This is a genomic window from Aquimarina acroporae, assembly GCF_023195925.1.
Lineage (GTDB): Bacteria > Bacteroidota > Bacteroidia > Flavobacteriales > Flavobacteriaceae > Aquimarina > Aquimarina acroporae.
In genome coordinates, this window is the sequence record NZ_JALPRE010000025.1 from 25,994 (window position 1) to 52,477 (window position 26,484).

Annotated in this window: 21 protein-coding genes; 12 read left to right on the forward strand and 9 right to left on the reverse strand. The window is 33.3% G+C overall.

The annotated features are described in order from the left end of the window. Window positions 1-144: 144 nt before the first annotated feature. From M0D21_RS23130 to M0D21_RS22495, 4 genes are all read left to right on the forward strand, one after another. Window positions 145-801, forward strand: a complete 657-nt coding sequence (locus M0D21_RS23130; RefSeq protein ID WP_394802488.1) for a helix-turn-helix domain-containing protein — start codon at window positions 145-147, stop codon at window positions 799-801. A 109-nt stretch (window positions 802-910) separates the two neighbouring features. Further along, window positions 911-2,155: a hypothetical protein gene (locus M0D21_RS22485; protein ID WP_248333839.1), complete on the forward strand. Its 1,245-nt coding sequence runs from the start codon at window positions 911-913 to the stop codon at window positions 2,153-2,155. A gap of 237 nt (window positions 2,156-2,392) precedes the next feature. Continuing rightward, window positions 2,393-5,059 (forward strand): zinc-dependent metalloprotease, encoded by a 2,667-nt coding sequence (locus M0D21_RS22490; RefSeq protein ID WP_248333843.1) that lies wholly within the window; start codon window positions 2,393-2,395, stop codon window positions 5,057-5,059. 208 nt (window positions 5,060-5,267) lie between these two features. Then, complete coding sequence (locus M0D21_RS22495) at window positions 5,268-6,599, forward strand: hypothetical protein (RefSeq protein WP_248333846.1); 1,332 nt, start codon at window positions 5,268-5,270, stop codon at window positions 6,597-6,599. A gap of 62 nt (window positions 6,600-6,661) precedes the next feature. Here M0D21_RS22495 and M0D21_RS22500 read toward each other — a convergent pair whose 3' ends face one another. Genes M0D21_RS22500 through M0D21_RS22515 form a run of 4 tightly spaced genes read right to left on the reverse strand, consistent with a single transcriptional unit; the run spans window position 6,662 to window position 12,189 of the window. Continuing rightward, entirely contained in the window at window positions 6,662-8,119 is a 1,458-nt protein-coding gene (locus M0D21_RS22500) for a lipopolysaccharide biosynthesis protein (protein ID WP_248333848.1), read from the reverse strand. A 34-nt stretch (window positions 8,120-8,153) separates the two neighbouring features. After that, the gene (locus tag M0D21_RS22505; protein WP_262922160.1) at window positions 8,154-9,437 is read right to left on the reverse strand and encodes a glycosyltransferase family 4 protein; all 1,284 of its coding nucleotides are present in this window, start codon (window positions 9,435-9,437) and stop codon (window positions 8,154-8,156) included. A 7-nt stretch (window positions 9,438-9,444) separates the two neighbouring features. Then, window positions 9,445-11,886 carry a YfhO family protein gene (locus M0D21_RS22510; protein WP_248333859.1) on the reverse strand — a complete coding sequence of 814 codons (2,442 nt, stop codon included), beginning with the start codon at window positions 11,884-11,886 and terminating at the stop codon, window positions 9,445-9,447. Window positions 11,887-11,919: 33 nt separating this feature from the next. After that, window positions 11,920-12,189, reverse strand: coding sequence for a DUF4834 family protein (locus M0D21_RS22515; RefSeq protein ID WP_248333874.1), 270 nt, complete (start codon window positions 12,187-12,189; stop codon window positions 11,920-11,922). A gap of 100 nt (window positions 12,190-12,289) precedes the next feature. Between M0D21_RS22515 and M0D21_RS22520 the strand changes: the two genes are divergently transcribed. After that, entirely contained in the window at window positions 12,290-13,969 is a 1,680-nt protein-coding gene (locus M0D21_RS22520; RefSeq protein ID WP_248333877.1) for a transporter, read from the forward strand. A gap of 171 nt (window positions 13,970-14,140) precedes the next feature. Further along, window positions 14,141-15,259: a GNAT family N-acetyltransferase gene (locus tag M0D21_RS22525; RefSeq protein ID WP_248333885.1), complete on the forward strand. Its 1,119-nt coding sequence runs from the start codon at window positions 14,141-14,143 to the stop codon at window positions 15,257-15,259. An 80-nt stretch (window positions 15,260-15,339) separates the two neighbouring features. Here the strand turns inward: M0D21_RS22525 and M0D21_RS22530 are convergent, their stop codons facing one another. The 3 genes from M0D21_RS22530 to M0D21_RS22540 form a co-directional block, all read right to left on the reverse strand. After that, a complete protein-coding gene (locus tag M0D21_RS22530) occupies window positions 15,340-16,599 on the reverse strand; it encodes an aminotransferase class I/II-fold pyridoxal phosphate-dependent enzyme (RefSeq protein WP_248333901.1) in 1,260 nt (419 codons plus the stop codon). A 267-nt stretch (window positions 16,600-16,866) separates the two neighbouring features. Continuing rightward, a complete protein-coding gene (locus M0D21_RS22535; protein WP_248333904.1) occupies window positions 16,867-17,907 on the reverse strand; it encodes a PLP-dependent cysteine synthase family protein in 1,041 nt (346 codons plus the stop codon). 89 nt (window positions 17,908-17,996) lie between these two features. Beyond that, window positions 17,997-20,132, reverse strand: a complete 2,136-nt coding sequence (locus M0D21_RS22540) for a S9 family peptidase (RefSeq protein WP_248333907.1) — start codon at window positions 20,130-20,132, stop codon at window positions 17,997-17,999. A 151-nt stretch (window positions 20,133-20,283) separates the two neighbouring features. Between M0D21_RS22540 and M0D21_RS22545 the strand changes: the two genes are divergently transcribed. Both M0D21_RS22545 and M0D21_RS22550 read left to right on the forward strand, forming a co-directional pair. Further along, window positions 20,284-20,610 carry a YbaB/EbfC family nucleoid-associated protein gene (locus M0D21_RS22545; RefSeq protein ID WP_248333910.1) on the forward strand — a complete coding sequence of 109 codons (327 nt, stop codon included), beginning with the start codon at window positions 20,284-20,286 and terminating at the stop codon, window positions 20,608-20,610. Between the two features lie 32 nt (window positions 20,611-20,642). After that, complete coding sequence (locus M0D21_RS22550) at window positions 20,643-21,092, forward strand: thioredoxin family protein (protein WP_248333912.1); 450 nt, start codon at window positions 20,643-20,645, stop codon at window positions 21,090-21,092. Between the two features lie 63 nt (window positions 21,093-21,155). On the opposite strand, the gene M0D21_RS22555 is transcribed toward M0D21_RS22550, so the two are convergent. Continuing rightward, on the reverse strand, window positions 21,156-22,259 hold the full coding sequence (locus M0D21_RS22555; protein ID WP_248333914.1) for an OmpA family protein: 1,104 nt from the start codon (window positions 22,257-22,259) through the stop codon (window positions 21,156-21,158). A gap of 229 nt (window positions 22,260-22,488) precedes the next feature. Here M0D21_RS22555 and M0D21_RS22560 point away from each other — a divergent pair, with 229 nt between their 5' ends. Further along, window positions 22,489-22,809, forward strand: coding sequence for a YegP family protein (locus M0D21_RS22560; RefSeq protein ID WP_248333918.1), 321 nt, complete (start codon window positions 22,489-22,491; stop codon window positions 22,807-22,809). Window positions 22,810-22,856: 47 nt separating this feature from the next. Here the strand turns inward: M0D21_RS22560 and M0D21_RS22565 are convergent, their stop codons facing one another. Then, the gene (locus M0D21_RS22565) at window positions 22,857-23,891 is read right to left on the reverse strand and encodes a threonine aldolase family protein (protein WP_248333986.1); all 1,035 of its coding nucleotides are present in this window, start codon (window positions 23,889-23,891) and stop codon (window positions 22,857-22,859) included. A gap of 125 nt (window positions 23,892-24,016) precedes the next feature. Here M0D21_RS22565 and M0D21_RS22570 point away from each other — a divergent pair, with 125 nt between their 5' ends. The 3 genes from M0D21_RS22570 (at window position 24,017) to M0D21_RS22580 (ending at window position 26,401) form a co-directional block, all read left to right on the forward strand. Then, window positions 24,017-25,735: a helix-turn-helix domain-containing protein gene (locus M0D21_RS22570; RefSeq protein ID WP_248333989.1), complete on the forward strand. Its 1,719-nt coding sequence runs from the start codon at window positions 24,017-24,019 to the stop codon at window positions 25,733-25,735. A 153-nt stretch (window positions 25,736-25,888) separates the two neighbouring features. Next, a complete protein-coding gene (locus M0D21_RS22575) occupies window positions 25,889-26,083 on the forward strand; it encodes a hypothetical protein (protein WP_248333991.1) in 195 nt (64 codons plus the stop codon). Between the two features lie 153 nt (window positions 26,084-26,236). Beyond that, window positions 26,237-26,401, forward strand: a complete 165-nt coding sequence (locus M0D21_RS22580; protein WP_248333993.1) for a hypothetical protein — start codon at window positions 26,237-26,239, stop codon at window positions 26,399-26,401. Window positions 26,402-26,484 lie beyond the last annotated feature (83 nt).

The window sequence follows — 26,484 nt, forward strand, 5'->3', positions numbered from 1 at the left end:
AACTTTTCATTCCTGGTAAGATTTTAAGAAGTATTTATCAAATGAGATAAACAAAAAAAACAGAAAAATGATGTTTTCGCCTGTTATATTATTTAGGTCTTGCATCTGTAGAGTATACAAGTAAAATAAATCGCCATTTTACCTATGAAAAAACACATTGCTCTTAGAACAATTTTAACGTTATTAGGAATCATCTTCTATCCTATACTTTTTATCCCCCTAAAAGTTAATTTTTTCGACACACCTCAGTACACTAGAAAACTTTCCCCTAATCTCTTGTTTTTGTTAATTTCCATTTCTATTACAGTATTTCTATTTATTCAAAATAGGTTAAGTTTTTTAAAACTATCAATATCAAATAGATATTTGAGGAGCTTAAATAGCAACAAATTTTCAGCTTCAAGACTAAAATCAAATACAAAAAGTTCTGATAAACACAAAAAAACTGGTTTTACAACTTTCAAAAAAATCGATACGTATATCATTGAAAATAAGAGGTACTTATCTCCTGACATAAATCTTCTAAGTCTTGCTAATCGATTTGAAATAAGTAAAGGCTATCTCTCTCAATTAATCAATAATCATACGAATACTAATTTCAATGACTATATCAATACCCTAAGAATAGAAGCTTCAAAAAAAATGCTTTTGGACACGAGTTATAACAATTACACCATAGAATCAATCGGATTAGAATGTGGTTTTAAGTCAAAATCTAATTTTTATAATGCTTTCAAAAAATTTACTGGTTCTACCCCTAATCAATTTAAAAAAATAAGTTCTGAATCTTCAACTTCTTAAAAATCCAGAACCTGTATTCTTCAATTGTCTGCTATCATTGCAGCTTATGAGAAACAACTTTACGTAGAAATATCACTTTTTTAAAATCCATAACAAACTATATCACAAAATGAAAAATCAAATACTTTTAATTTTAATTTTTTTAATAACCACCTTTAGTTTTTCGCAACAAACTCAGTACAATGTCACTCCAGGAAATGGAAATGGACTACGTTTCTGGAATAGCGATAGTTATAAGATACATATGGGTAGTGCATCAGAGTACAAATTTGGTCCAGTAACCGATTACAGTATAAAAATGAATATGAGTAGTAATACTGGTAGAGGTTGGACTTGGGGAGTAAGTGGTGTTACACCAGTTGCAGCATTAAGTAATACCGGAGAATTCCAAATTGCCAAAAATCTTACAGCAAATGGATTTATAACTGCATTAAATCCAAATAATAAGTTTGCATCAGTATCCTTATCCTGGCTAAATGATATTGCCCGCATAAGAGTTGGTGGTATTAATGACGGTGCTACAAACGGTTTTCAAATTCAAGGGCCTGGAGATCAAAACCTCTTCAGAATCATGGGGAACGGAAATATCGGTATAGGTACAAGCAACCCGGGTAATTGGAAACTTTCGGTTGCAGGAAATGTTAATATTGGGGGTAATGGAAATTCTAGATTAAGAACCCGCCATATTGACGGTAAAAGCTCTACTAGTGATGCCGTAGATCACCTTTATCTAAACTACGATATCGGAAAAAATGTACTTATTGGGTACGGAGGTTCAAAACCAAAATCTAACCTTTTGGTCTATGGGTATATTAGAAATGGCGCAGCCGATTTTCAATTGGGGACTCATGATGGTAGAGATCAAGGAACTAAGACAGGAAATCGCGCTTTGGTTCATAATACAAGCGATAGACTTCATTTAAACTATGCAGGAGATTTTGAAGGAGGAACGTATATCGATGGCCCTAAAACCATATTTACCTCTGGAATAGTTGGAATAGGAACTACAAACCCAAGTATAAATTACAAATTATCGGTTAACGGTAAAGTGAGAGCAAAGGAAATCGTTGTTGAAGCAGGTTGGGCAGATTATGTATTTGAAGATACTTATAACCTACCAACCTTAGAAGAGGTGGAAAAACATATTCAGGAAAAAGGACATCTAATTAATATTCCTTCGGCAAAAGAAGTTGAGCAAAATGGTATTGCTATAGGAAAAATTAATTCTAAGCTTCTGGAAAAAATTGAAGAACTTACTTTATATACTATTGCCCAGGAAAAGAAAATCAAATTACAAGAAGAAAGATTGCAAAAACTAGAAGAGTTTATTACTACACATAAATTCAATAATTAAAGACGGTATATATATGCTTGATTAAAAAATAGAAGAAGGAAATCGAGCAAAGAAAAATCTACTTTAGGAATAAACCATAGGTTTTCAAGAACCTAATTCGGAAAAAATCACTCTTTACTTATGAAAATGCATTTTTTATCCAAATTAAAACTGATCATATTCTTTGTGGTCCTGTTTTTTAATACAAATCAAATATTTGCTCAACAATATAATTATTCATGTAAGACAGATGAATACATGAAAATGTTATTAGATAATAATCCAAACCTTAGAAATCAATTCGATATAAAAGAAAAAGAGTTTTATCAAAAAAGAGAAGCTATAAGAACAAATGATGATAGAGTCATAACAATCCCAGTAGTATTTAACATTCTACATAGTGGAGAGTCTTTAGGTAATGGAAAAAACATTTTAGATGCTAAAATTATAGAGCAACTTGAAATCCTTAATGCCAACTATTCTAATCTTTATAATAAGGGTGTGGATATGAAATTAAGGTTTTGTCTTGCTCAACGAGATATTTTTGGAGATAATAAAACAGGAATATTTAGATATACAACAATATCTGGGGAATTTTCTCAAATAGATGACGCATACATAAAAGGTAATAGACAAATAGGTTTCCCGAATAGTCATTATTTAAATATCTGGACTACCGATTTGGTCGAAGGTGATTTAGGATACTCTAGTTTTCCATTTTTTGACATTGACAATGTGGCTGATGGTATTGTTATTGACTATAAGGAGGTCGGACGAGATCAAACAGATCCGGCAACCGGTCTGGGTAAAACTTTGGTACATGAAGTTGGGCATTGGTTGGGTCTATATCATACTTTTCATTTTAAAACCGGTGATCAATGTGATGAAATAGACTGTACTAGATCTGGCGATGAGGTTTGTGATACTGAAGTAAGATTTGCCCCCGCGTGGAAAGGGCTACAAAATCAACAAGGAGAATATATAATACCACCTGTTACCCTTGAAGATTGTGAAAAGGGAGATGGCACATGTTATAATGGGCTTTCTGAGGCTGTTCAAAATTATATGGATTATAATTTTGATACCTGTACTCGCTTTTTTACACAAGGTCAAAAAGATAGGGTACGCCAAATGTTAAGACTTTACCGAGGAGAAATCTATGATAATGTTAATCAATTAGCTGAATGTAGTACAGCACCAGATCCAGACCCTGATGTTGGTAACTGTGCTCCCATAAATGAATATACACATAAAGTAAATCTTGGAAGTAGAGGGAATAATATTGATATGAAAGACGGAACAATTGCCATTTGCGATCGTGGTTCAGATCTAGTAAGTATTTACGAAATTATAGATGAATGCACAATTACTAGAACTACGAGATTTAGTAAATATGGTTTAGCAGATTACTTAAATGTAGATTGGGAACTAATTAATTTTGGGTATGATGCTAAAGTCCAAAACGATCGAGTTTTTGTAAAAGTAGAAATAAATAGAGACCGGGCGATAGTAATCTACAAAAAGGAACAAGAAATATGGGGAATAGATCAAATTATAAGGAGTAGTGATCATAATTTTGCCTTAGCATTTGCAGCGCATGATAAAGAATTATTGATTGCAAATTTAAAACACCTTGTTTTATACAAAGAAACGAACGGCATATATACTCAAGTTCAAAATGTAAAAGTTCTTGCAGATAATGAAACTGGTTTTGCAGGGACTACTAATAACCAAGGTTTGTTCTCATACAACGGAAAATATGTGATAGCAAGAAACTCACACAGAATTAATTTTTTTGGTAAAAATGATAGAAACAATCTATTTTCATCTAACAAACTGGCAGAACTACAATTAGATCTAGCTAACGTTTTAGTTGATAAAAATCATAATTTTTATATTTCAGTTAATAAAGGACAATCCAGAGAAACGGAAATCTTAAAATACAGATTTGAAAATAATAATATTACACTAAAGTCACGTAAAACTTTAAGTAGAATCTCAAATGTTTTAACCTACCATCAACAGGTTTGGGATATTACTCTTGCTAATAATATTCTGTTCGCCTCTAGAATAGGATTAGGTATTAGTCTACATGACACAAACTCTAATCTAACCGATCTTACGGTTCCGAATTTACAAACATATTATCCAAATAATTGGATAAACCATTATAAGGCAAGTTCTATTGGAGAACTATTTGATGTTAAAAAAGATAGAATGGGTAAAAACATTGTTGCCGATGATAAATATTTATTAGTTAGTAATACTGAATGTAGGTCTGTATATATCTATAAATTAAACAATTTATTAGACGGTGCTTATGTAAACGATGCATCACAGCCTGAAAACCTTGCAATTTGTATGGATCCGGAAACAAGATCAGTTAAAGCACAAAATGTAAATATTGGAGGCACCTGTAATGTTGAAATAGGCTCAAGATTAAGTACTCCTTTAAGTATTAGTGCTGTAAATAAAATTATCATAAAGCCCGGCACCCGTATTTTGCCTAGCGGCACTAACAATAGAAGCCCAAATACCTTACTAGAAATTAACGGATTGGGTTATCCCTATGAAGCCGACTACTGTTCTTTTAATGAAACATCTAATAGAATTCAATTAAACCTTACCGATTTAGAGAAAGAATCTGAAAGTATCAAAATTGAAAATATCACTAGTTCTGAGAACATTAATCATTTATCCGTAGTTCCTAACCCGGTAAAAGATGAATTTTCAATTTTAGCATCCCATAAACTTGATAAATTTTCAATTGAAGTATCAGATCTATTCGGAAGAAAGATTTTAGCTAAGTCTAATATAAATCAAAGTGAAAGTATTAGCTTCGCTGAATACCCAAAAGGCCTATATATAGTTGTTGTATCATTTCCGAATGGAAAACAATATATTACCAAGTTTATCAAAAAATAAACATATTACTTTAGACATAAGTGAAATAGGTTAAAACTATTTAAGTATAAAAACCAGTCGTATTTGAGATGAATACGACTGGTTTTCCATTAATACCCTGTAAAGAAAATTATTTTCATAACATCCTAATATTTTTTGGCACGCTGCTTGATAATATAAAAGTGAGCATCAAAACACAAATCTTGATACTCGTCTAAAATCAAACATTATGAAAAAATTTGTTTTACTTTTTACAGGACTTTTATTAGCAACAGTAAGTGCTAATGCATTCGAAACGAATACAGAATCTTCTGCTCGTTATTACAACTACGGAAAATCTTTCATCTTTAATGAAGGAGGAATTGCATTCTCTGTATATGCAGATGGTCAGTTTGACTTTTACCTTAATGGTAGAAGAAACGGAGTAAGCGTTGGAGTGAATGCACCTGGAGTAAATATAAGTTTTAATTCTGGTTATGATTATGACGCTTTTGTACAGTATGATGATTATGGTGCGGTGGTACAGATAGAAGATACACCTATATTTTATGATCACTACGGAAGAATTGTACAGGCTGGAGATGTTTTTATTAATTATAACCGTTGGGGTCGCGTAGCTAGAGTTGGAGGATTGTATGTTCACTATAATAGTTACGGTAACTTCTTAAACTGTACAGGATTCATTAACAGTTTTAATAGATATTACGTATACAGACCGTTTCATTCATACTTCTCAGTTCCTGTTGTAAACAGATGTATCGTTTGGGACAGACCATATAGAAGGTTTTATAACCCATATAGATGTTCTTACACAGTTTTCAGAACAAACTATTACAATGGTTACTATGCTAGACCTTATAGAAGTCGTAACTATTACAGACCTAACAGTAGAATTAGAAGTTACAACAGAGGATACAGAGTATCTAATGCAAGAAACGTAGCTTATAGATCAAGAGATAGCAGAACAGCTATGTATAAAAGAAATGATCGTAACTATAGTACCTTTAATAGAAGTAGATCAAGATCAAACAACTATGGTACTGCAAATACAACTAGAAGCAGATCTTATGATAATGGAAATAGAAGTGTGACTAGAAGCAGATCTTACGATAATGCGAATAGAAGTGTTACCAGAAGTAGATCTTATGATAATGCAAACAGAAGTGTTACAAGAAGCAGATCCTATGATAACGGATCAAAGAATGTTACAAGATCAAGAACTGTAACAAGAAGTACTCAAAATGCATCAAGAGCAAGATCAGGAAATAGTACTCCTGCTAGAAACAGGGTACAGTCTACAGATAGAACCAGAAAAGCAATTACCGGTAGATCATATAGTAGCAAGCCTAAGTACGAAAGATCTGGTAGAACTGTAGCACAAAAGCCAAGAGAATTTTCAAGAAAAACATCTGGCAATGTAACAAAACGTTCTAATAACAGTCGATATAATAGTAGATCGACAACCTCTAGAGGTAACGTAAGTAAAAAAAGAAGTAACAACTATAGCAGATCTTCTGGAAATACAAATAGCAGATCACGTACTGCCAGAAGTAGAAGCTAAAACAATATATACGAATTTTATTTTTTTGGTTGGTTAGTTAGAAAATCCCTTTGAGTTGAATGCTATGCACCTCGAGGGATTTTCTTTATTAATTCATTAATATCTGGCGATACTTTAAGGGCAACCACTACCCCACTATATATTAAAGTGATTAACACACTTTTTACAGCAATATTTACTATTGGATGAAAGTTGAAATCCCAAAAATAAAAGGTTAACACCGAAGCGAAAATCAAGGCAAAAACAATCAACGTTTTATTAGAAAAAGGATGCATGTTAAACTTTGCTTGCACCACCCACACCTTGGCCACATTATAACAGAAAACAGCAGAAAATGTAGCTATTGCAGCTCCTGTAACCCCATATATGGGTATACAGATCAAATTCAGCACAAAAGATAAAATAGCCATCCCTACTCCTATGTACAATACCAATCTATAATAATCTGAGTTATAAAGAATGGCATTATTATTTCCTAATAGGTTATCAAACAATTTTACAATTCCTATTAATATCACTACCCATATGTACAATTCATATTTATCGGGAATAGTTTCAAAAAGCTGATGCACATTGCAAACAATTAATACAAACAGTAATCCACTACCTATCAAAAGAGTAACCGAACTCTTCTTGTATAAAATAGCCAATTGCTCTTTGGCCTTTTCATTAATCAACTTGGCGGTTAAAGGATACGTAATCTGATGCATAGCCCTAGAAGGAATAATAATTACGCTTGCGATATAGGCACAAATTCCATATTTCGCTACATTTTCAATAGGCAAGTACCTTTCGATCATCGTCTTATCTAAATCGATGAGCAATGATGCTACAGACCCTGCTATTAGTATTAAACCAGAATATTTTAAAACATTCCAATAATTACCTGGAAGCGACAAACTAAATTTAATTTTATGTAATTGAAAAGCATATACTTTCATAAGTAAGGTTCTTAGTAGATAGGCTCCAACCAAACTAAATATAAATTGCTCTACAGTAATAATTTCAAGATAAACGAGAACTAATAAAATCATTGTACATGCGCGAATGAATAGCTCCTTCATCATGTTTCCAAAAACACTCTTTAACTTTACTTTGGACCATGCAAAAAAGACTTCAAAATAAGATAGCGCATATGCCAACACAAAAATGGTCCAGATATAAGGTTGTACAATTGGGTTTCCTTTACTAAAATAATCTTGTATTGCAGCGTAAAACAAAATACCTAAACTACCCAATACCAGAGCTATTCCGAAAGGTAACACCAACATTAAACTTAAAAATCTATCTTGCTGTTGTTTATCGGTATAAGAAGAAAAAAACTTCACCAATGTATTATGAACTCCAAAAGCCATTAAAGGCCAAATTAAATTTGAAGCAGAAAGCAAATACGACACCAAGCCATAATACTCTTCGCTCATGAAATTGGTAAACAGGAAAAGTGTATTCACGGCTCCCATTCCAAATCCTAAAATGGTGATGATTACATTTCGTATAGATTGACTTACAACTAATCCCATTGTTTATATTAACTTCAAGTTTAAAGTTTTACACTTATCTAAGAGCTTTTATAAGTTCTGCCATATTTTTAGTTAGCTCCCTCCTGCTATATTTTTCGATTCCTCGCACTTTGGAAATCAATTGACCATTCTGGTATTGCTCAAAAAAAGATACTAACTGAGTTTTTATGGCATCATATTCGTGGTATTCGTAAAAATAACCGGCATCAGTCTCTTCAATTAATTTGGCGATATCTGCTCCTTTGGGACCAATAGCTAACAAAGGACGCTTAGAGGTCATATATTCAAACAATTTTCCAGGAATTATGCAACGAGTCTCTGGCACATCAATTTCAATAAGCAGGAGTATTTGAGACTTCCTCTGGAGCTTTATAGCTTCTTCATGAGAAACATACCCATACAACTGTACGAAGTCAGACAGTCCAACCTCTTTTATCGTTTCCAAAACATCATCACTAACTGCACCAATAAGTTGTAGTTTAAAACACTTGGCGAATTCCTCATTTTCTAGTGTAAGATCATAAAGTGCTTTCCAAAATAACTTCGGGTTTCTGCCTGACAGTAAGGAGCCTATATGAGAAATGGTAAAATCTGTATCTAGACTCTCATCTACTACCTGCTCCTCATCATAACCATTGGTAATTACAGAAATTGGAGTTTCGGTAATATCATTAAACTCTTTTTTGGTTTGAAAACTTGTTACTACAATTTGATCTGCACTTTGTAGCACCTCTTTTTCTAACCTTTTATGTTTTAGCATAGATTTTTGCGTCAGTTTGAGCTTATCGTGATACCCAATAGTAGTCCATGGATCTCTAAAATCGCCTATCCATGTAATGTTTAGTTGTTGTTTTAATCCTAGCCCTATTAAATGAACACTATGAGGTGGCCCAGTAGTGATTACAACATCGATTTCGTTTGAACTTAAGTATTTTTTTAAATAAGTAATAGAAGGTTTTACCCAATACTTACGTGCATCAGGAATAAAGAAATTCCCTCTAATATACAGCATAAGCTTCTGTATAAGTGATTGTTTTTCCTGTTTAGCGATTATTCCTTTACTTATTGTTTTACTCTCTTTTTTAGAAAAAAGTTGAGCAAATTTATAAGGTTCAAAAATACGATGTTTGAGTATAACTACATCTTCAGGAATATCTGACGCAAGTGTTGCATCTTCTATAGGATATGTAGGATTTTCAGGAACATATACTACAGGATCAATACCAAAGTCCTTAAAGTACTTTACAAATTTAAGCCAACGCTGTACACCAGGTCCTCCAGCAGGCGGCCAATAATATGTAATGATGAGAACTTTCAAAATACGGTTACTTATCTTCGTTGGTCAAAGATAATAAACTACCTGTTTTCTTGTAATTATAAAACAATCCGCCTAACACCAACAACACAAAGATCATAGAACTGGCAAGTGTGATTGCACTTCCTGTTTTTACCACCTCAGGTTCAAATTTGAATTCGATGTTATGTTTCCCTTCAGGCACTTTTAGTCCCCGTAGCATATAATCTACAGGATATATGTTTTGTTCTTGACCATCAATAAATGCTTTCCAACCCTTTTTGTAGTATGTTTCAGAAAAAACCACAAAACTTGGTTTGGCAGCATAAGCATTATAAGCCAAGTGATTTGGTGTTGTTTTAGAAATAGCTATAGTAGATATACTATCTGTATCTGTGTTAAATTCCCCTATTTCGGCTTCAAATTCTTTTCGTACTACTGCAGTTTCCTTAGTATTTAGCGTTTTTAAAGCTTCAAATTCAGATTTATGATCGTCTACATATTTCACTTCTTTCACATACCACGCTGCTCCGTTGGCAGACGGATTTTGTTTTGCCTCTAGTCTTCCTTCTTTATCTTGTTGGATGATATATTTTACATTCAACATATTCGCTACTTCAATATTACCTTTGGCTATATGTCCAAAATATACATCTTCCATTTTTCTAGGACGAACGGCTGTATACCCATTTATAGCATTAAAAAAAGTATTTACGTGTGAGTTATTGAATCCTCTAGCCTGGTCCAATACCCGATAATACGAATCATCTTTCATGATCTCCTTATCGGCTCCTGTAGGTTGAAAAAACGACTTGTACTCTCTTTTAGAAATAAAACTTTCTTCATCTACGCTACGTCTATCAACACTTACAAGATCAAAAACGATCAATACGCCTACAATGATTAAAGTAATATTTTCTGAAAGCTTTTTATGAAGCATAAACCACAATGCCGCTGCTACCAAGATAATGAGACCTAACGATCGAAAACTATCACTTTTCATTATTGAAATTCGATCATCTTTAATGGCGTCAAAAATCATAGGCTGTTCAATAGCCAATTGTACTTCAGATGGAGATTTAAAACTAAACAGGCTACCTCCAAACAGCAAAAAGATTAAGCATAAACCTCCAAAAACTCCTAAAGCGATTAAGAACTTTTTACGTTTCTCTTCGAAAGGAATTTTATCATTCAACAAACGATGAATTCCAAATACCGCTGCCATTGGCACTAATAGTTCGAGAATCACTTGTATACTTGAAACGGCTCTAAATTTATTGTAGAAGGGAACATAGTCGATAAAAAACCGAGTTAAAAACTCAAAGTTCTTTCCCCAGCTCAACATTAGAGACAACAACATCCCTCCTATTAACCACCATCGCAATCTACCATTTACCAAAAGAAGCCCTAAGAATGCCAAAAATACAACTGTAACTCCAAGGTAAGGTGGTGCCTCTACATAAGGTTGTGCACCCCAATATAACGGTGTTCCACTAGCATAATAATTGGCCTGCTGTGGAGATTGACCTAATGTCAATAATTTTTGATAAAACGCAGAATCTTCGCCAAGATCAGAAGCTCTACCTAACCCCATAAGTTTAGGAACAAATAGATTTAGAGATTCTAATTTACCATAACTATACTCGGTTATATACTCATAATCAAGACCATTCTTTTCTGAAGATCTTGTTGTTTCATCTGCCAGGAAATTTTTCCCTCTGATACTTGTTTCTACATATTCTGAAGTAGACAGTAAAGTGGTTGCATTGGTTGCTAGCCCCAATAAAACAGCAATACATAAAAAACCTACTGATTTGAAGAAATGAGGTATCTCTTTTTTCTTAAAAGCATCTATCAAGTATGCTATTCCAAGTACTCCAACCAAGAGCCCCAAATAATATGTCATTTGATAGTGATTGGCCTGAATCTCCAATCCCATAGCCAGGGCAGTAAGAACAGATCCCCAGAAATATCGTTTCTGAAATACCATTAAAATTCCTGCAATTACCAGTGGGAAATACGCGATGGCATGTGCTTTGGAGTTATGTCCTACTCCTATGATTATGATTAAGTATGTTGAAAAACCGAAAGCCAATGCTCCTAATATTGCCAATTTCCAAGGAATACGCATTACTAGCATTAGAATATAAAAGCTCAAGAGGTATAAAAAGAGGTAATCTGCTGGTCTAGGTAAAAATCGAATGGCTCTATCCAGCTTATCCATGTAATCATGAGGAAACCTTGCTCCTAATTGATAGGTAGGCATTCCGCCAAAAGCCGAATTGTTCCAATATGTTTCTTCACCAGTATTTTTGCGATAATCTATATGTTGTCTGGCTACACTTTCATACAACTTTATATCACTCTGATAGATGATCTTTCCACTTAAAACAGGATTAAAATAAAGTAGTGAAATAACAATAAAGCCAAGAATGACCAGTATATGGGGTAAGAATCTTTTTATTAAAGACATGATTTGTGCACGTTTACTAAATGAAGCGCCAAATTAATCAATTTCCTCATAATCGATATATTCTCCCACATCTTTATTCGAAGATTTTTGCTTTGGCTTTTTTTCTATAGTTACATCTCCTTCTGTAGATTGATATGACTGTTGATATCTGTTAAATTGTTGCTCGAATTTTTCTCCGGCTTTCTTTGTTACATATCTAAGCAATAGAGGACCAAATAAACGCGTTAATACTTTTAGTCCATAATATATAAGCAAAATAATGAGGATAACCTTTAATACCCCATCCCACGAAGCTTCTTGCATATCGTTTTTTTTCAAAAATAGGGAACTCTCTATACAAATAGGTGCCCACAATCCTAAAAAAATGATAAAATCTGCTATATTTGAACCAAATCTATTGAATATGAGCCCTAAATCTATTCTTTTGCTGGTAACCTTTTTATTGTGTACACTAGCGGCATCTTCACAATATACCGAGAAGATTAACTCTAATAGACCTGGTACTTCACAAGGAGCTTTCTCTGTGGGTAACAATGTCTTACAACTAGAGGGTGGTTTAGGTTTTGGTAAAGAAAAACATAAAATATTGGACACCAAAACCAATGTTTTTAACTTCGATTATAGTGTTCGGTATGGGCTTTTAATCGAGCAACTTGAGATTCGATTAAATGGTAGATATAGAGCCGATGGGGTTACACAAACCGTTGGTGCCAACGAACAAAAAATAAATAGAAGTAATTTTGAAATTAATACTATTGGGGCAAAATATTTAATTTATGACCCTTATAAACCAAAATTAAAGAAAAAAGATACTGTTCCTGCCAATTACGACAGCCTAAAAAGCTGGAAAGAACGTTACCGCTTTAAATGGAAGAGTCTTATCCCTGCTGTTTCTGGTTATGCGGGAGTTAATTTTGTTGCTAAAGACAATCCGTTTACCTTTCCAGAGGATCCTTCGATAAGTCCAATTTTTGTAGTTGCTACACAAAATAATTGGTCCACAAGCTATGGAGGTGATTGGGCTTTTGTGACCAATTTAATTATCGATAAAATCACTACCGAAAATCCTGCTTTTGGATTGATTCTAACAGCAACTCATACGGTTAATAATAAATGGGCAGGTTTTGCAGAGTATCAGGTCCAAAAGAGCGATTTCTACAGTGATAATATTATGAGGCTTGGAGGTGCTTATTTATATAATCAAGACGTACAGTTTGACGCCAACATTGCATTTAACTTTAAAGATACACCGTCTATATTTACGCTCAGTTTTGGAGCTTCCTATCGCTTCGATTGGCATACTAAGGATGAAATTATCGAGCAGCCAGGTTTAGAAGGAGGAGTAAAAGAAGGAGAAGAAGACGAAGAAGGAAAAGAAGGAAAAGAAGGAGATTCAGACGATAACCGAGAAGATGACTCAGAAGAAGATTCTGAAATTGAAGGTGTAGAGAATGATAGTTTAAAGTTAGAGAAAACTCCGTTTATCAATGACTTCGAGGATGACAGTTTTAGAGAGGAGTTAGAAAGAGATTTAGATGAAAGACGTACCGAAGAACGTTTAGAACGTGAACGTATTGAAAATGAAAAAATACAGAAAAAAGAAGATAAAAAATTCAAAAAAGAAGAAGCTCGTAGATTAAAACGTGAGGCTAAAGCTGCTCGAGAAGCCGAAAAAGAAGCTATCAAAGCAGAAAAGGAGAAACAAAAAATGATAGAGGATATCGATGCCGAATTGGACAAAATGGAGCAGGATCAAGGTGTCGATGATGAATTGGATGATATTGAAAAACAACTCCAGGAGCTAGAAAAGATGGAAAAAGAACTCGAGCAAGAGGAGAAAAAAGATCAGAAGAAAGACGATAAAGAAGAAAAAGCTAAAGAGAAAGAGAAAAAAGAAGAAGAAGTTGATGTAGATGCTGAATATGAAAAGTATCAGCAAGAGAAGGAAAAAGCGCGTAAAGAAGAAGAAAAAAGAAGAAAGAAAGAAGAAAAGAGACGCGAAAAAGAAGAGAAAAAGCGTCAAAAAGAAGAAAAGAAACGCAAAAAGAACGAAGAGGATAATAGCGATTCTGACAACGGTTAAAGAATAATATAGAAAATAGAGTATACTGCATGCTCATCCCCTAGTTATTCGTTGCATTTAGAATTTGAGCAAAACTTCTCTTTCGGTATAGTGGCAAAATGCTCTTTTTACACTCAAAATTTTAAAAAAGGGTCATATATTTGCCTACGAATTCGAGATGACATATGATTTATGATTACCATTAAAGAAATTACTTCAAAAGGAGATTTAACCACGTTTGTTAAGTTTCCTTTTGAATTATATAAAAATTCCCCCTATTACGTTCCCTCCATAATCAAAGAGGAGTTGGATGTAATGAATCCAAAGAAAAACCCTGTTTTTAGAAATTCAGACGCAAAATATTTCTTAGCCTACAGGGGTCATCAAATCGTTGGTCGAATTGCAGCTATTATTAATTGGATTGAAGTAAACGAACAAAAGAAACCAAAGGTTCGGTTTGGTTGGTTTGATGTAATTGATGATGTAGAAGTTACTAAAGCCCTGCTTGATAAGGTAGCAGAATACGGAGCACAGCATTCTCTAGAATATATGGAAGGCCCTGTTGGGTTTTCGAATATGGATAAGGCAGGTATCTTAATCAAAGGATTTGAAGAATTAAACACCATGATCACCTGGTACAATTACCCTTATTATGCAAAGCATATGGAGGAATTAGGCTTCGAACCTGCGGCGACATGGGTAGAATATAAGATAAAAGTCCCTAAACAGACCAAAGAGAAGGTGATTAAGTTTGCTGAAGTAATCAAAAGGCGGTATGATCTTACGCTATTAAAATTTAATAAGAGTAAAGAGATATTGAAGTATGCTGATGATATGTTTGAACTACTGAATAAAACATACAGCAGTTTGCAAACTTTTGTTCCTATACAGCAATACCAGATAGATATGTACAAGAAGAAGTATCTTCCATATCTTAATCCAGAATATATTACTTGTATTGCTGATAATACTGGTAAGTTAATCGCATTCTCTATAGTTATGCCTTCTTTTTCTAAGGCTCTTAAGAAAATGAATGGAAAGGTATATCCACTAAGATTTCTTCATATCCTTAAAGCACAACGAAGAAACGACACTGCTGCATTCTACCTTATCGGTGTAGATCCTAAATATCAAAACAAAGGCGTTACCGCTCTTATTTTCAAAGAAATGAATGAAGCTTTCTTACGAAACGGTATTGAGGTAGTAGAAACCAATCCAGAATTAGAGGAAAACAAAGCCATACAAGCTTTATGGAATGGTTATGACCATGAGTTGCACAAGAAAAGAAGAACCTTCAGAAAAAACATTTAAACATAATCTTAAAAATAAAACCCGCTTACAGCGGGTTTATTTTTGTTCGATATTAAAAAAAGGGATAAAAACGAAAAATATTATTCTCCCATCGCCGCAGCAACGGCTGCAGATATCTTTTTATAAGTACCATTCTCTAGTCGTTCACGTATAGCAGAGAATGCGTTTAATGTTTCTTCTATATCCTCCATCGTGTGTGAAGCTGTAGGAATTAATCTTAGTAATATTAATCCTTTTGGAATAACCGGATACACAACAATTGAACAGAAAATACCATGATTTTCTCTTAAATCTTTTACCAGAGCCATTGCCTCAGGAATACTCCCTTTAAGATACACTGGGGTAACGCAACTTTGCGTTGTTCCTAAGTCAAAACCTCTTTCTCTAAGACCATTCTGTAATGCATTTACATTCTCCCATAACTTAGCCTTAAGCTCTGGCATGGTTCTTAGCATGTCTAAACGTTTCAAAGCTCCTTCTACCAATTGCATTTGTAATGATTTTGCAAACATTTGAGAACGTAAATTATATTTCAGATAATCGATAATTTCCTGATCCGCAGCTATGAAAGCACCTGTACTTGCCATAGATTTGGCAAAAGTGGCAAAATATACATCTATTTCTTCCTGTACGCCTTGCTCCTCTCCCGTTCCAGCTCCGGTAGCTCCTAAAGTTCCAAACCCGTGGGCATCATCTACAAAAAGTCTGAAATTATATTTTTCTTTTAACGCTACAATTTCTTTGAGCTTTCCTTGTTCTCCTCTCATACCAAAAACACCCTCTGAGATTAGCAAGATTCCTCCTCCTGTCTTTTCGGCCATTTTTGTAGCACGCATTAAGTTTTTCTCAATGCTTTCAATATCATTATGCCTATATGTATATCTTTTTCCTTGATGTAGTCTCACCCCGTCAATAATACATGCGTGAGCATCTACATCATAAACAATAATATCATCTTTGTTTACCAATGCATCTACGGTAGACACCATTCCCTGGTATCCGAAGTTTAATAAATAAGCAGCCTCTTTATTAACAAACTCTGCAAGCTCATTTTGTAACTGCTCATGAAGATCTGTATGACCACTCATCATTCTTGCTCCCATAGGATAAGCAGAACCATATTTTGCTGCTGCCTCGGCATCTACTCTACGAATTTCTTCTTTATTTGCCAATCCAAGGTAATCATTAATACTCCATGTAATTACCTCTCTTCCCTGAAACTTCATTCTATTTGATATAGGACCTTCAAGTTTTGGGAAAACAAAATATCCTTCTGCCTGATCTGCCCATTTCCCTAATGGTCCCTTGTCTTTATATATCTTATCAAATAAATCTCTCATCTATCAAAAATTTGTGTCTTATAAGTTTGCGAAAATACGGAAAATTGATTTGATGACATAATTATATTCAAATTCACTTTTATAAACATACAATTTAACTATTTGACATTTAACTATGTTAAAAAACCGTTGATTATTAAGTATTTATATGTTTTCTTTATTTATTTAGAGCTTTAAGTATAAAATTTATAAAAACCCAGAAATAGAAAACACACAAAAAAAGCACCCGATATCACTTCAGATGCTTAAAATTTATGTTAAGATTCGTTACTTTACGAACTGAACTTTAGTGGCATCAACTTCATGTTGACTATCAAAAAATCCTTGCTCCATCATCCAATCGTCACTAAATACCTTGCTCATGTATCTTGAACCATGGTCAGGCAGAATTACAATTACATTACTATTTTCATCGAATTCTCCTTGCTCTGCAAGTTGCTTTATACCCTGTATTGCAGCACCACTAGTATACCCTAGAAACATACCTTCTTTTTTGGCTAGCTCTCGCGCTGTATGAGCACTGTCTTCATCATTCACTTTTTCGAATTTGTCGATAGCTTCAAAATCTGTAGCTGTAGGAATTAAATTCTTTCCTAATCCTTCTATCCTGTATGGATAAATCTCATTAGAATCAAACTCTTTTGTTTCATGGTATTTTTTAAGAACAGAACCATAGGCATCAATTCCTAATACCCTAACTTCTTGGTTTTGTTCTTTAAGATATCTTGCAGTACCCGAAATGGTCCCTCCTGTTCCACAACAAGCAACAAAATGGGTAAGGTTACCATTAGTCTGGTTCCATATTTCAGGCCCTGTAGAATTATAATGCGCATCAATGTTGAGCTCATTAAAATACTGGTTGATATATACAGATCCTTTTATTTCTTCATGTAACCTTTTCGCTACTTGATAATATGATCTAGGATCATCTGCACTTACATGGGCAGGACAAACATATACTTTTGCACCCATGTTTTTTAGCATTGCAATTTTGTCTTTAGAAGACTTTGAACTTACTGCCAAAATACAATCATATCCTTTAATAACACTTACCATGGCAAGGCTAAACCCTGTATTACCACTGGTAGTCTCTATGATAGTATCTCCTGGCTTTATAATTCCTTTCTTTTCAGCCTGTTCTATGATATATAATGCTATTCTGTCTTTGGTAGAATGTCCCGGGTTAAAAGACTCTATTTTGGCATAGTAGTTTCCCGGATAGCCTTCCATAATTTTGTTTAGTTTTACAAGTGGAGTGTTACCTATAAGTTCTAAAACATTATTGTAAGCCTGTATATTTTCTCTCATATAGTTGCATTTAAACAGGTAATTAGATAAAAATAGGGGGATCTAATTACTGTTATAAAAACGGTACGAAGGTACATTAAATTTTTGAATTAATCTTTTATCCCTTCTAAATCTAATAAAAAAGCATACTCTTCTGCTACTTCCTTCAGCGCTTCAAATCTTCCTGAAGCACCACCATGACCCGCTTCCATATTTGTATGTAATAATAATACGTTGTTATCGGTTTTCAACTCTCTTAATTTAGCAACCCACTTTGCAGGTTCCCAATACTGAACTTGTGAATCATGTAATCCAGTTGTGACCAACATATTAGGATACTCCTGTGCAATTACATTATCATAAGGAGAGTAAGATTTCATGTATAAATAGTACTTTTCAACATTTGGGTTTCCCCATTCATCATATTCTCCTGTTGTTAACGGTATGCTATCATCTAACATCGTGGTAACTACATCTACAAAAGGAACTGCTGCTACAACTCCGTTATATAATTCTGGTGCCATATTAACTACAGCCCCCATAAGTAAACCACCAGCAGAACCTCCCATAGCATAAAGATGATCTTTTGAAGTATACCCCTGCTCTATTAAAAACTTAGAGCAATCGATAAAATCTGTAAACGTATTTTTCTTGTTAAACAATTTTCCATCTTCATACCATGAACGACCTAAGTACTCTCCTCCTCTGATATGAGCAATTGCATATATAAAACCACGATCCAACAAACTTAATCGTACCGTAGAAAAATATGGGTCTATCGTAGAACCATAAGAACCATATGCATATTGAAGCACCGGATTGGTACCATCCTTTTTTATTCCTTTTCGGTATACCATAGATATAGGAACTCTGGTACCATCTTTGGCAGTTGCCCATACTCTTTCAGAAACATAATTATTTTTATCAAACTTACCTCCCAATACTTCAACTTCCTTTTTAACCTCTTTTTCCTTAGTTTCCATATCAAAATCTATTACAGAATTGGGAGTAGTAAGAGAGTTATAAGAATATCTTAGCGTTTTGGTATCAAAATCAGGGTTTGTACTGGTATAGGCTGTATAGGTTTCATTATCGAAAGGAAGATAATAATCGGCTGTACCATCCCATCTTTTCACATTGATAAGATTAAGCCCATTGTTTCTTTCACTAATCACATAATAATCCTTGAATATCTCAATATCTTCAAGAAGAACGTCATCTCTATGCCCAATTACTTCTTCCCAGTTTTCTTTTAAGGTATTCTCCTCAGAAACCTTCATTAATTTAAAATTCTTTGCTTCGTCGGCATTCGTAAGAACATAAAAATGATCTTCGTAGTGTGCAATACTATATTCTAAACCACGAGTTCTAGGCTGAAAAACTTTAAATTCTCCCATTGGATCATCTGCTTTCAGAATTCTATATTCTGATGTTAATGTGCTACCAGAACCAATAACTAAGTATTTTTTTGATTTCGTTTTATAGACGAATGTGTAAAACGTATCATCATCTTCACTATAAACTTCTACATCATCTGAAGCAGGTGTTCCTAAAACATGTCTATAAATTTTATGGGATCTTAAGGTTTCATCATCTTTCTTGGTATAAAAAAGAGTTTTACTATCTGCAGCCCAAGTACTCCCTCCTGTAGTTGTTTCGATAGTTTCTGGATAAATTTCTCCTGTTTCAAGATTTTTAATACGTATCGTATATTTACGACGACTAACCGTATCTACACCAAATGCAGCAAGTTTGTTATCTGGACTAATGTTTAACCCTGCTAACCTAAAATAACTATGTCCTTCGGCTTCTACATTACAGTCAAAAAGAATTTCCTCTTCGGCCTCCATCGTTTCCTTTTTTCTTGAGTATATAGGATAATCTTTTCCTTTTTCGAATTTAGTAATATACCAATACCCATTAAGCTTATAAGGAACTGAAGAGTCGTCTTCTTTGATTCTAGATTTCATTTCCTCAAAAAGATCTTTTTGAAAATCTTTGGTATGAGCTGTCATCTTATCATTATAATCATTCTCTCTTTCTAAGTAATCTATAACTTCTGGGTTTTCTCTTTCTTTTAACCAGAAATAATTATCTACTCGAACATCGCCATGTTTTTCAAGATTTGTAGGTTTCTTATCTGCAATAGGGTACTGAACTTTAGTTTCCAATTCTGTAGTCGTATTATTTTTACATGAAGTTGCAAAAGTAATTGAAACTAAGCACAAAATGCGAAGAGTTTTCATCTATTTCTTTTTTTTGTTAATTGATTGATGTTAATGAATTATAAACACATAAAGACAGTAAAAAAACTAAGAACTCTTAATTTGTCAATATCTCTTGGTTTATTGTCTGCCAAAGTACTAATTTTGTTTAAATTTTTAAAAAAATTAAGATATGTTTGGAGATATGATGGGCATGATGGGTAAGCTCAAAGAAACTCAGCAAAAAATTGAGGACACAAAAAAAAGACTTGATACGGTTTTAATAGATGAAAGTAGTTCTGATGAACTCCTTACAGTTACACTTACCGCAAATAGAGAAATTAAAAGTATTTCAATTGCAGATGAATTGCTGGAGGACAAAGAGCAACTAGAAGACTACCTAATTCTTAATCTAAATAAAGCTATAGCCAAAGCTACACAAGTAAATGAAGCAGAATTAGCCGCAGTAGCAAAAGAAGGAATGCCTAATATTCCGGGACTTGGGAATTTTATGGAATAGTTATTGAGCTATGATCTAATAAATAATGCTATATGAAATTTAGATTTCTCTTTTTTTTAGTATGTTTTTTAACGCTTGGGATATTTGCCCAAGATAAAGGTACATTCTGGGTGTATGATATGGATCAGGCTCAGGAAATTGCCGAAAATGAAGATAAAAACATTATGATCTACTTTACAGGAAGCGATTGGTGCAGACCATGTATGATGTTACAAGAAGATCTCTTCAAGAATTATAAATTCGAGCAGTATAAAAAATCGCATGTCTTCCTATATGTTGATATTCCTAGAAACAAAGATTTACTCTCTGATAAACAAAAAGTAGAAAATTATAAACTACTAGAGTCTTATAATAAAGGAAAAACATTTCCTTTAATCGTGGCAATCAATAAAAAAGGAAAAGTCTTAGATAAAATTTCTGGATACAGCTCTATGCGGGATCCTAGTTACTATTTTAGCTTTTTGAAAAAAAACACCAAATAAAAAGTGCCGAATTCAAATCGAATCCGACACTTTTCGTAGTAGTGTTAATGTATTCCAAAGGTTTTATTGAATCAACCTAAACTCTGTTCTTCTATTTGCAGCATGTTGTCTTTCTGTACAAGTAACTCCATCAGCACATCTATTTTTCAATCTGGTTTCTCCATACCCACTAGCAACTAATCGACTAGCGTTCACTCCTTTTGAAATTAAATAGTTAACCACAGATTGTGCTCTTCTATCTGATAAAGCTTTATTACTGGTTTTAGATCCTCTAGCATCCGTATGTGAAGCAATTTCCATTTTGGCTCCTGGATTATTTGCAAGTACAGGCATTAATCTAGTATCAATTAAATTCTTGGCTTGGGTAGTAAGTGTAGCACTTCCTAAATTCCAGTTTATAGGCAAGGCCGAATATTCTACTAATGAACATTCTACTTCTTTCCAAGTGGTTAATCCTCCTTTTTGTGTTAAAACTTCTTTGATAACTTCTTCAAAAGTAGCAGGAACCACGACCTCTTCACTATAAGCATCTTTTACCAAAACAGTTTTTGTAATAGTTCCATACTCTGCAGGTATTTCTTCTTCGATTACTCTTGCCGGCTCTACTAATACCCTTTTTGTATACGTTCCACTTTGCTCAGATATTGAGTTACTAGAAGTTGTTGCGTCGCTAGCCAACGTTTTGGTTGGTATAGTTGTGTATTCTGCAGGATAGCCTTTATAACACCAGTATCGACAATCATCTGGGTTACTAGAAGCACAATCTGGTGCAGGAGATCCTAATTCCCACTGTGCATACGCAGGTTTAATTTCTACAGTTTCTGAACCATTACCCAATTTTGCAGGAATCACTTTTAGCGTTGAAGCTCCTTGCTTTTTCACAAACGTTACCGTTCTAGTTTCATATTTAGCAGGAACCACCCTTAGCTTTTTTGAAGCTTCCTTAACAACCACACGTTCTGTTACCGTTTCATAAGTTGCAGGGTAAGTTTTAAGTTTCTTATACTCTGGAGTAATTTGAACCCTTACTGTTTGATTTTCATAAACATCTGGAGTAGTACAACGTACATAACATTTACCAGGCTCTGGGTTTTGAGGTAAGTCTTGCTGTGCACTTACCTTTAGCGTTAAAAATATTAAAAATACCCCTAAAACGATTTTTTTCATAGTTGATGATTTATTATTGTTACTTATTAAAACTTATGATAAAATTAACATCGCTTTAGGTATTTCTTTTGATATAGAAATGATTAAACTCTAACATATTCGATAAGCTGTATTTTTTTTCGACAAAATGTTTATTTAAACTAATGTTCTTACATTTTACATTTTTCTTTTTCCTTTTTATTATATAATTTTAGCAGAAGCTAAAAAATTAATTAAAAAAATAGAACACATGTTTGAACTCAAAAATAAGGAAGGGTCTAGCTATCATTTTACTTTAAAGGCAAAAAATGGACAAGTAATACTTTCTAGCGAAGTCTACAATAGTAAAGCTGCTGCAGAAAACGGAATTTCTTCGGTTAAAAAGAATGCTTCAGAAGATGGAAGATATGAACGAAAGACTGCCAAAGATGGTAGATTCTTTTTTAATCTAAAAGCCGGTAACGGTCAAGTAATAGGAAGTAGTCAAATGTATTCTTCTGAATCAGGTATGGAAAACGGAATAAATTCTGTAAAAGAAAATGCTCCTGCGGCTGATACCAAGGAAGTATAATTTTTTAAGTGTTTTTTTATATAATAAATTACCAAAGCTGTTCAAATTTATTGAACAGCTTTTTTTAGTGCATATTTTGAAAGTAACTCTAAAAAACAAGAGTGTTTCTCTGCTGTATAGTCTAAATGCGTAACAAATCTTAACTTTCCTTGTCCCATACTATAAAAATAGACTCCTTGCTTTTCCATTTCTGAAATAAAATGGGTTTCATCTCCATCGATATTAAAAATTACTATGTTAGTATCTATAGGTTCCACTTTTGTTACAAAAGGAAGGGTTTGTAGCATCTCTCCTATTTCTGTGGCTCTCCTATGATCTTCGGTCAATCTGTTTATATGATGATCTAGTGCATAAATTCCGGCTGCCGCCATATACCCAATTTGTCTCATTCCGCCTCCTAATACCTTTCTAACACGTATTGCATTTTCCATAATCTTGGCGTCACCTAATAATACAGACCCCATAGGAGTCCCTAGTCCTTTGCTTAAACATACAGATATAGTGTCAAACATTTTTCCATATTCCAGTGCAGTCTCCTCTTTTGCCACTAACGCATTCCATAATCTAGCACCATCTAAATGATACCCTAAATTATGTGTTACACACACCTCCTTAATCTTCTTAATTTCTTCAAAATTATAACACGCTCCTCCTCCTTTATTGGTGGTGTTCTCTATGCATACTAAAGAAGTAAGTGGACTATGATAGAAGTCGGGAGGATTAATTGAACTTTCAACTTGTGATGCAGTAATCATACCTCGATGTCCATTTATCAATTTACAGGAAACACCGCTATTAAACGAAACTCCTCCACCTTCATAGTTATATACGTGAGCATATTGATCTGCTATTAGCTGTTCTCCTGGTTGGGTATGAAGTTTAATGGCTGCTTGATTTGCCATACTCCCAGATGGAAAAAACAATGCTGCATCTTTTCCAAACATAGTAGCAACCTTTTCTTCTAACGCGTTTACCGTTGGATCCTCTTTATATACGTCATCACCTACCTCGGCATTCATTATAGCTTCAAGCATTTCGGGGGTAGGTTTAGTAACGGTATCACTTCTAAGATCAATTTTCATAACTTATAATCTGTTTATTATATTGCAACAAAATGCGCATAAAAATAATATTACTTTTGTTATTAATCAGCAAAGTTGTAGATTAAAAGTCGTAGATTACATTATACCCCTTGAAAATATAAATCATGCATCAAGCATCCATATATAAACTTTACCTAATTACATTTCTTTTTCATTCATTCATTTATGCACAGAACGTAGAAAACTCTTTACTACAAAAAGATTACTCCGAACTTTTATCTACATTTTTACAATATGAAGAAAGTAATCAACCAAAAGCAAAAAAAGCTATCTCTGCATATTTAAGAAAAGCAAAAGCAAATCATGATACAATTAAGATAGCCGAAGCATACTATCATTTATATAATGTAACCGATACAAAGTCAAAACTTCATTATACTGATAGTATAATTTACATTACAAAGAGTATACAAAACGATGATTTTCCTGCTAGAGCATATTTTCGAAAAGCACAATTCTTTCTATTTGAAAGAAGAAACATAAAAAAAACATTATCAAATCTTAATCATGCATTGGTACTAGCAAAGAAAAACAACAATACAAAACTGTTGTACCGTATTGAGTATTATTTTGGTATTGTTAGAAGTGAGCATCTTGGAGAAAAAGAAAAAGCAATACGTATTTTCAAAAAATGTGAAGAATTTTATCGTAATAAAAAGGAATATAACTATACCTCAAGATATCTCTATACATTGCATGCTTTGGCAGATACTTATATTGGTTTAAAGAAGTATGATTCTACATCATATTATAATAGTTTAGGATATAAAACAGCATCACAAAGTTCTGATATAACACAGTCGCAATTAAAAACGTATTTCACTCTATGCGAAGGAGTTAACCAATTTGAACAACAAAACTATGTCGCAACTATTGATAGTATCCATAGAGCTTTACCAAAAATATTGGAAATCAATGATAAGTCAAACATCATAGATAGTTATTTTTATTTGGGGAAATCACATTACGCGCGTGGTGATCAAAAAAAGGCTGTTTTCTATTTCCAAAAAACCGATTCAATTCTTGAAACATTAAAATCTATACCGCAATATAAGCATGTAAAAACTTACGAGTACTTAAAAGATCATTATAAAGAAACGGGAGATTTAGAAAATCAGAATAAATATTTAGACAAGCTTAATTCCGTTTTAAGTAATTACTTAAATGATCAAATATTTATTAGTAAGAAAATTAAAGAAGACTATGACATTCCTCTCCTACTAGAAGAAAAAGAAGCCCTAATTAAAAAGTTAAATGATGACAACAATACTTATGAGTTGGGCCTTATAACGCTTGGAGGGTTATTGATAATGTCTGGTGGTCTTTTGTTTTATCAATATCAAAAAAAGCTAAAATACAGATCCAGATTTGAAGCATTAATTAAGGATCTTAATTCTACGGAAGATAAAATTAGTGCCAAAGAAGATAAACCTGCGATAAAAAATAAAGATCTAAAAGTACCTGAAAAACATGTTACTTACATTTTGGATAAACTAAATGAATTTGAAAAAGAGCACAAATATCTTGAAACGGGAATAAGTTCTCAATCCTTGGCAGATAGCATGGAAACCAATGTAAAATACCTATCCAGAGTTATCAATTATTATAAAGATAAAACGTTCACAAGTTATCTTAATGAACTAAGGATAAATTTTGCGGTTAAAGAATTGCAAGAAAATATTAAACTCCGAAAATTCACAATAAAGGCTATTGCCAATGAATTTGGTTATAGTACTGCCGAAACATTTTCTAATGCTTTTTACAAACAGGTAAAAATTAAACCTTCATATTTCATAAAAGAGTTAGGCAAAGAAAATTCTTAGAAACTATAGCTTTGATGAATAATACGCATTAATATATGTTACTCGAAATTCGGGAATTTCGAGTTTCAAACAGCAAATACTTATAGGTAACACCCTGTTTTTCTATACATTTGTGTTCATTCTAAAATTATTACTAATCGTCAAAAACACACAATGAAAAAAGGGCAAACAAAAAAACTGGTATTACAAAAAGTAGAAATTTCTAAGCTTAATAATCTGACTTCTATCAAAGGAGGGGGGCCTCTTGACTCTGATGGCTGTCAAAGTTTACTGGGAGATGATTGTCAGGGAACAGCGAGTCAACCTGGGACCGGTTTCGCTATTTGCGATAATGTTATAGTAAAATAATAATAACGTTCGAAGCATGATAAATTGCTTCGAAAAACAACTCCTCATAGATTATTATAAGTAGGAATTGAATTAGAACATTCTAAAGTTGCTAATTGCAAACCTTCATACTAACAATTGCATATATTATTAAAAAGACAAAAACTAAAAAACATGAAAAATAAATCAGTGAAAAAATTACCTTTACACAAAATTGAAGTATCAAAACTTAATAATCTTGACAATATAAAAGGGGGATTGATAATCCCTATTTCGTCAATACGGGGAATAATGTGTGGTACCGCTAGTGTTACTTGTACAAATAATGAAGTAAAATAAAATTAATATCTAAAAAATAAATAAGGCTGTAAATTATAATTTACAGCCTTATTTGTATTTGTTATACGGCAACGTTTTGTGAA

Bases quoted from the DNA above. Each gene is read 5' to 3' on its own strand.
- M0D21_RS23130 (WP_394802488.1), top strand. From the start codon at position 145: ATGAAAAAACACATTGCTCTTAGAACAATTTTAACGTTATTAGGAATC.
- M0D21_RS22485 (WP_248333839.1), top strand. From the start codon at position 911: ATGAAAAATCAAATACTTTTAATTTTAATTTTTTTAATAACCACCTTT.
- M0D21_RS22490 (WP_248333843.1), top strand. From the start codon at position 2,393: ATGAAAATGTTATTAGATAATAATCCAAACCTTAGAAATCAATTCGAT.
- M0D21_RS22495 (WP_248333846.1), top strand. From the start codon at position 5,268: ATGAAAAAATTTGTTTTACTTTTTACAGGACTTTTATTAGCAACAGTA.
- M0D21_RS22500 (WP_248333848.1), bottom strand. From the start codon at position 8,119: ATGGGATTAGTTGTAAGTCAATCTATACGAAATGTAATCATCACCATT.
- M0D21_RS22510 (WP_248333859.1), bottom strand. From the start codon at position 11,886: ATGTCTTTAATAAAAAGATTCTTACCCCATATACTGGTCATTCTTGGC.
- M0D21_RS22515 (WP_248333874.1), bottom strand. From the start codon at position 12,189: ATGCAAGAAGCTTCGTGGGATGGGGTATTAAAGGTTATCCTCATTATT.
- M0D21_RS22520 (WP_248333877.1), top strand. From the start codon at position 12,290: ATGAGCCCTAAATCTATTCTTTTGCTGGTAACCTTTTTATTGTGTACA.
- M0D21_RS22525 (WP_248333885.1), top strand. From the start codon at position 14,141: ATGATTACCATTAAAGAAATTACTTCAAAAGGAGATTTAACCACGTTT.
- M0D21_RS22530 (WP_248333901.1), bottom strand. From the start codon at position 16,599: ATGAGAGATTTATTTGATAAGATATATAAAGACAAGGGACCATTAGGG.
- M0D21_RS22535 (WP_248333904.1), bottom strand. From the start codon at position 17,907: ATGAGAGAAAATATACAGGCTTACAATAATGTTTTAGAACTTATAGGT.
- M0D21_RS22540 (WP_248333907.1), bottom strand. From the start codon at position 20,132: ATGAAAACTCTTCGCATTTTGTGCTTAGTTTCAATTACTTTTGCAACT.
- M0D21_RS22545 (WP_248333910.1), top strand. From the start codon at position 20,284: ATGTTTGGAGATATGATGGGCATGATGGGTAAGCTCAAAGAAACTCAG.
- M0D21_RS22550 (WP_248333912.1), top strand. From the start codon at position 20,643: ATGAAATTTAGATTTCTCTTTTTTTTAGTATGTTTTTTAACGCTTGGG.
- M0D21_RS22555 (WP_248333914.1), bottom strand. From the start codon at position 22,259: ATGAAAAAAATCGTTTTAGGGGTATTTTTAATATTTTTAACGCTAAAG.
- M0D21_RS22560 (WP_248333918.1), top strand. From the start codon at position 22,489: ATGTTTGAACTCAAAAATAAGGAAGGGTCTAGCTATCATTTTACTTTA.
- M0D21_RS22565 (WP_248333986.1), bottom strand. From the start codon at position 23,891: ATGAAAATTGATCTTAGAAGTGATACCGTTACTAAACCTACCCCCGAA.
- M0D21_RS22570 (WP_248333989.1), top strand. From the start codon at position 24,017: ATGCATCAAGCATCCATATATAAACTTTACCTAATTACATTTCTTTTT.
- M0D21_RS22575 (WP_248333991.1), top strand. From the start codon at position 25,889: ATGAAAAAAGGGCAAACAAAAAAACTGGTATTACAAAAAGTAGAAATT.
- M0D21_RS22580 (WP_248333993.1), top strand. From the start codon at position 26,237: ATGAAAAATAAATCAGTGAAAAAATTACCTTTACACAAAATTGAAGTA.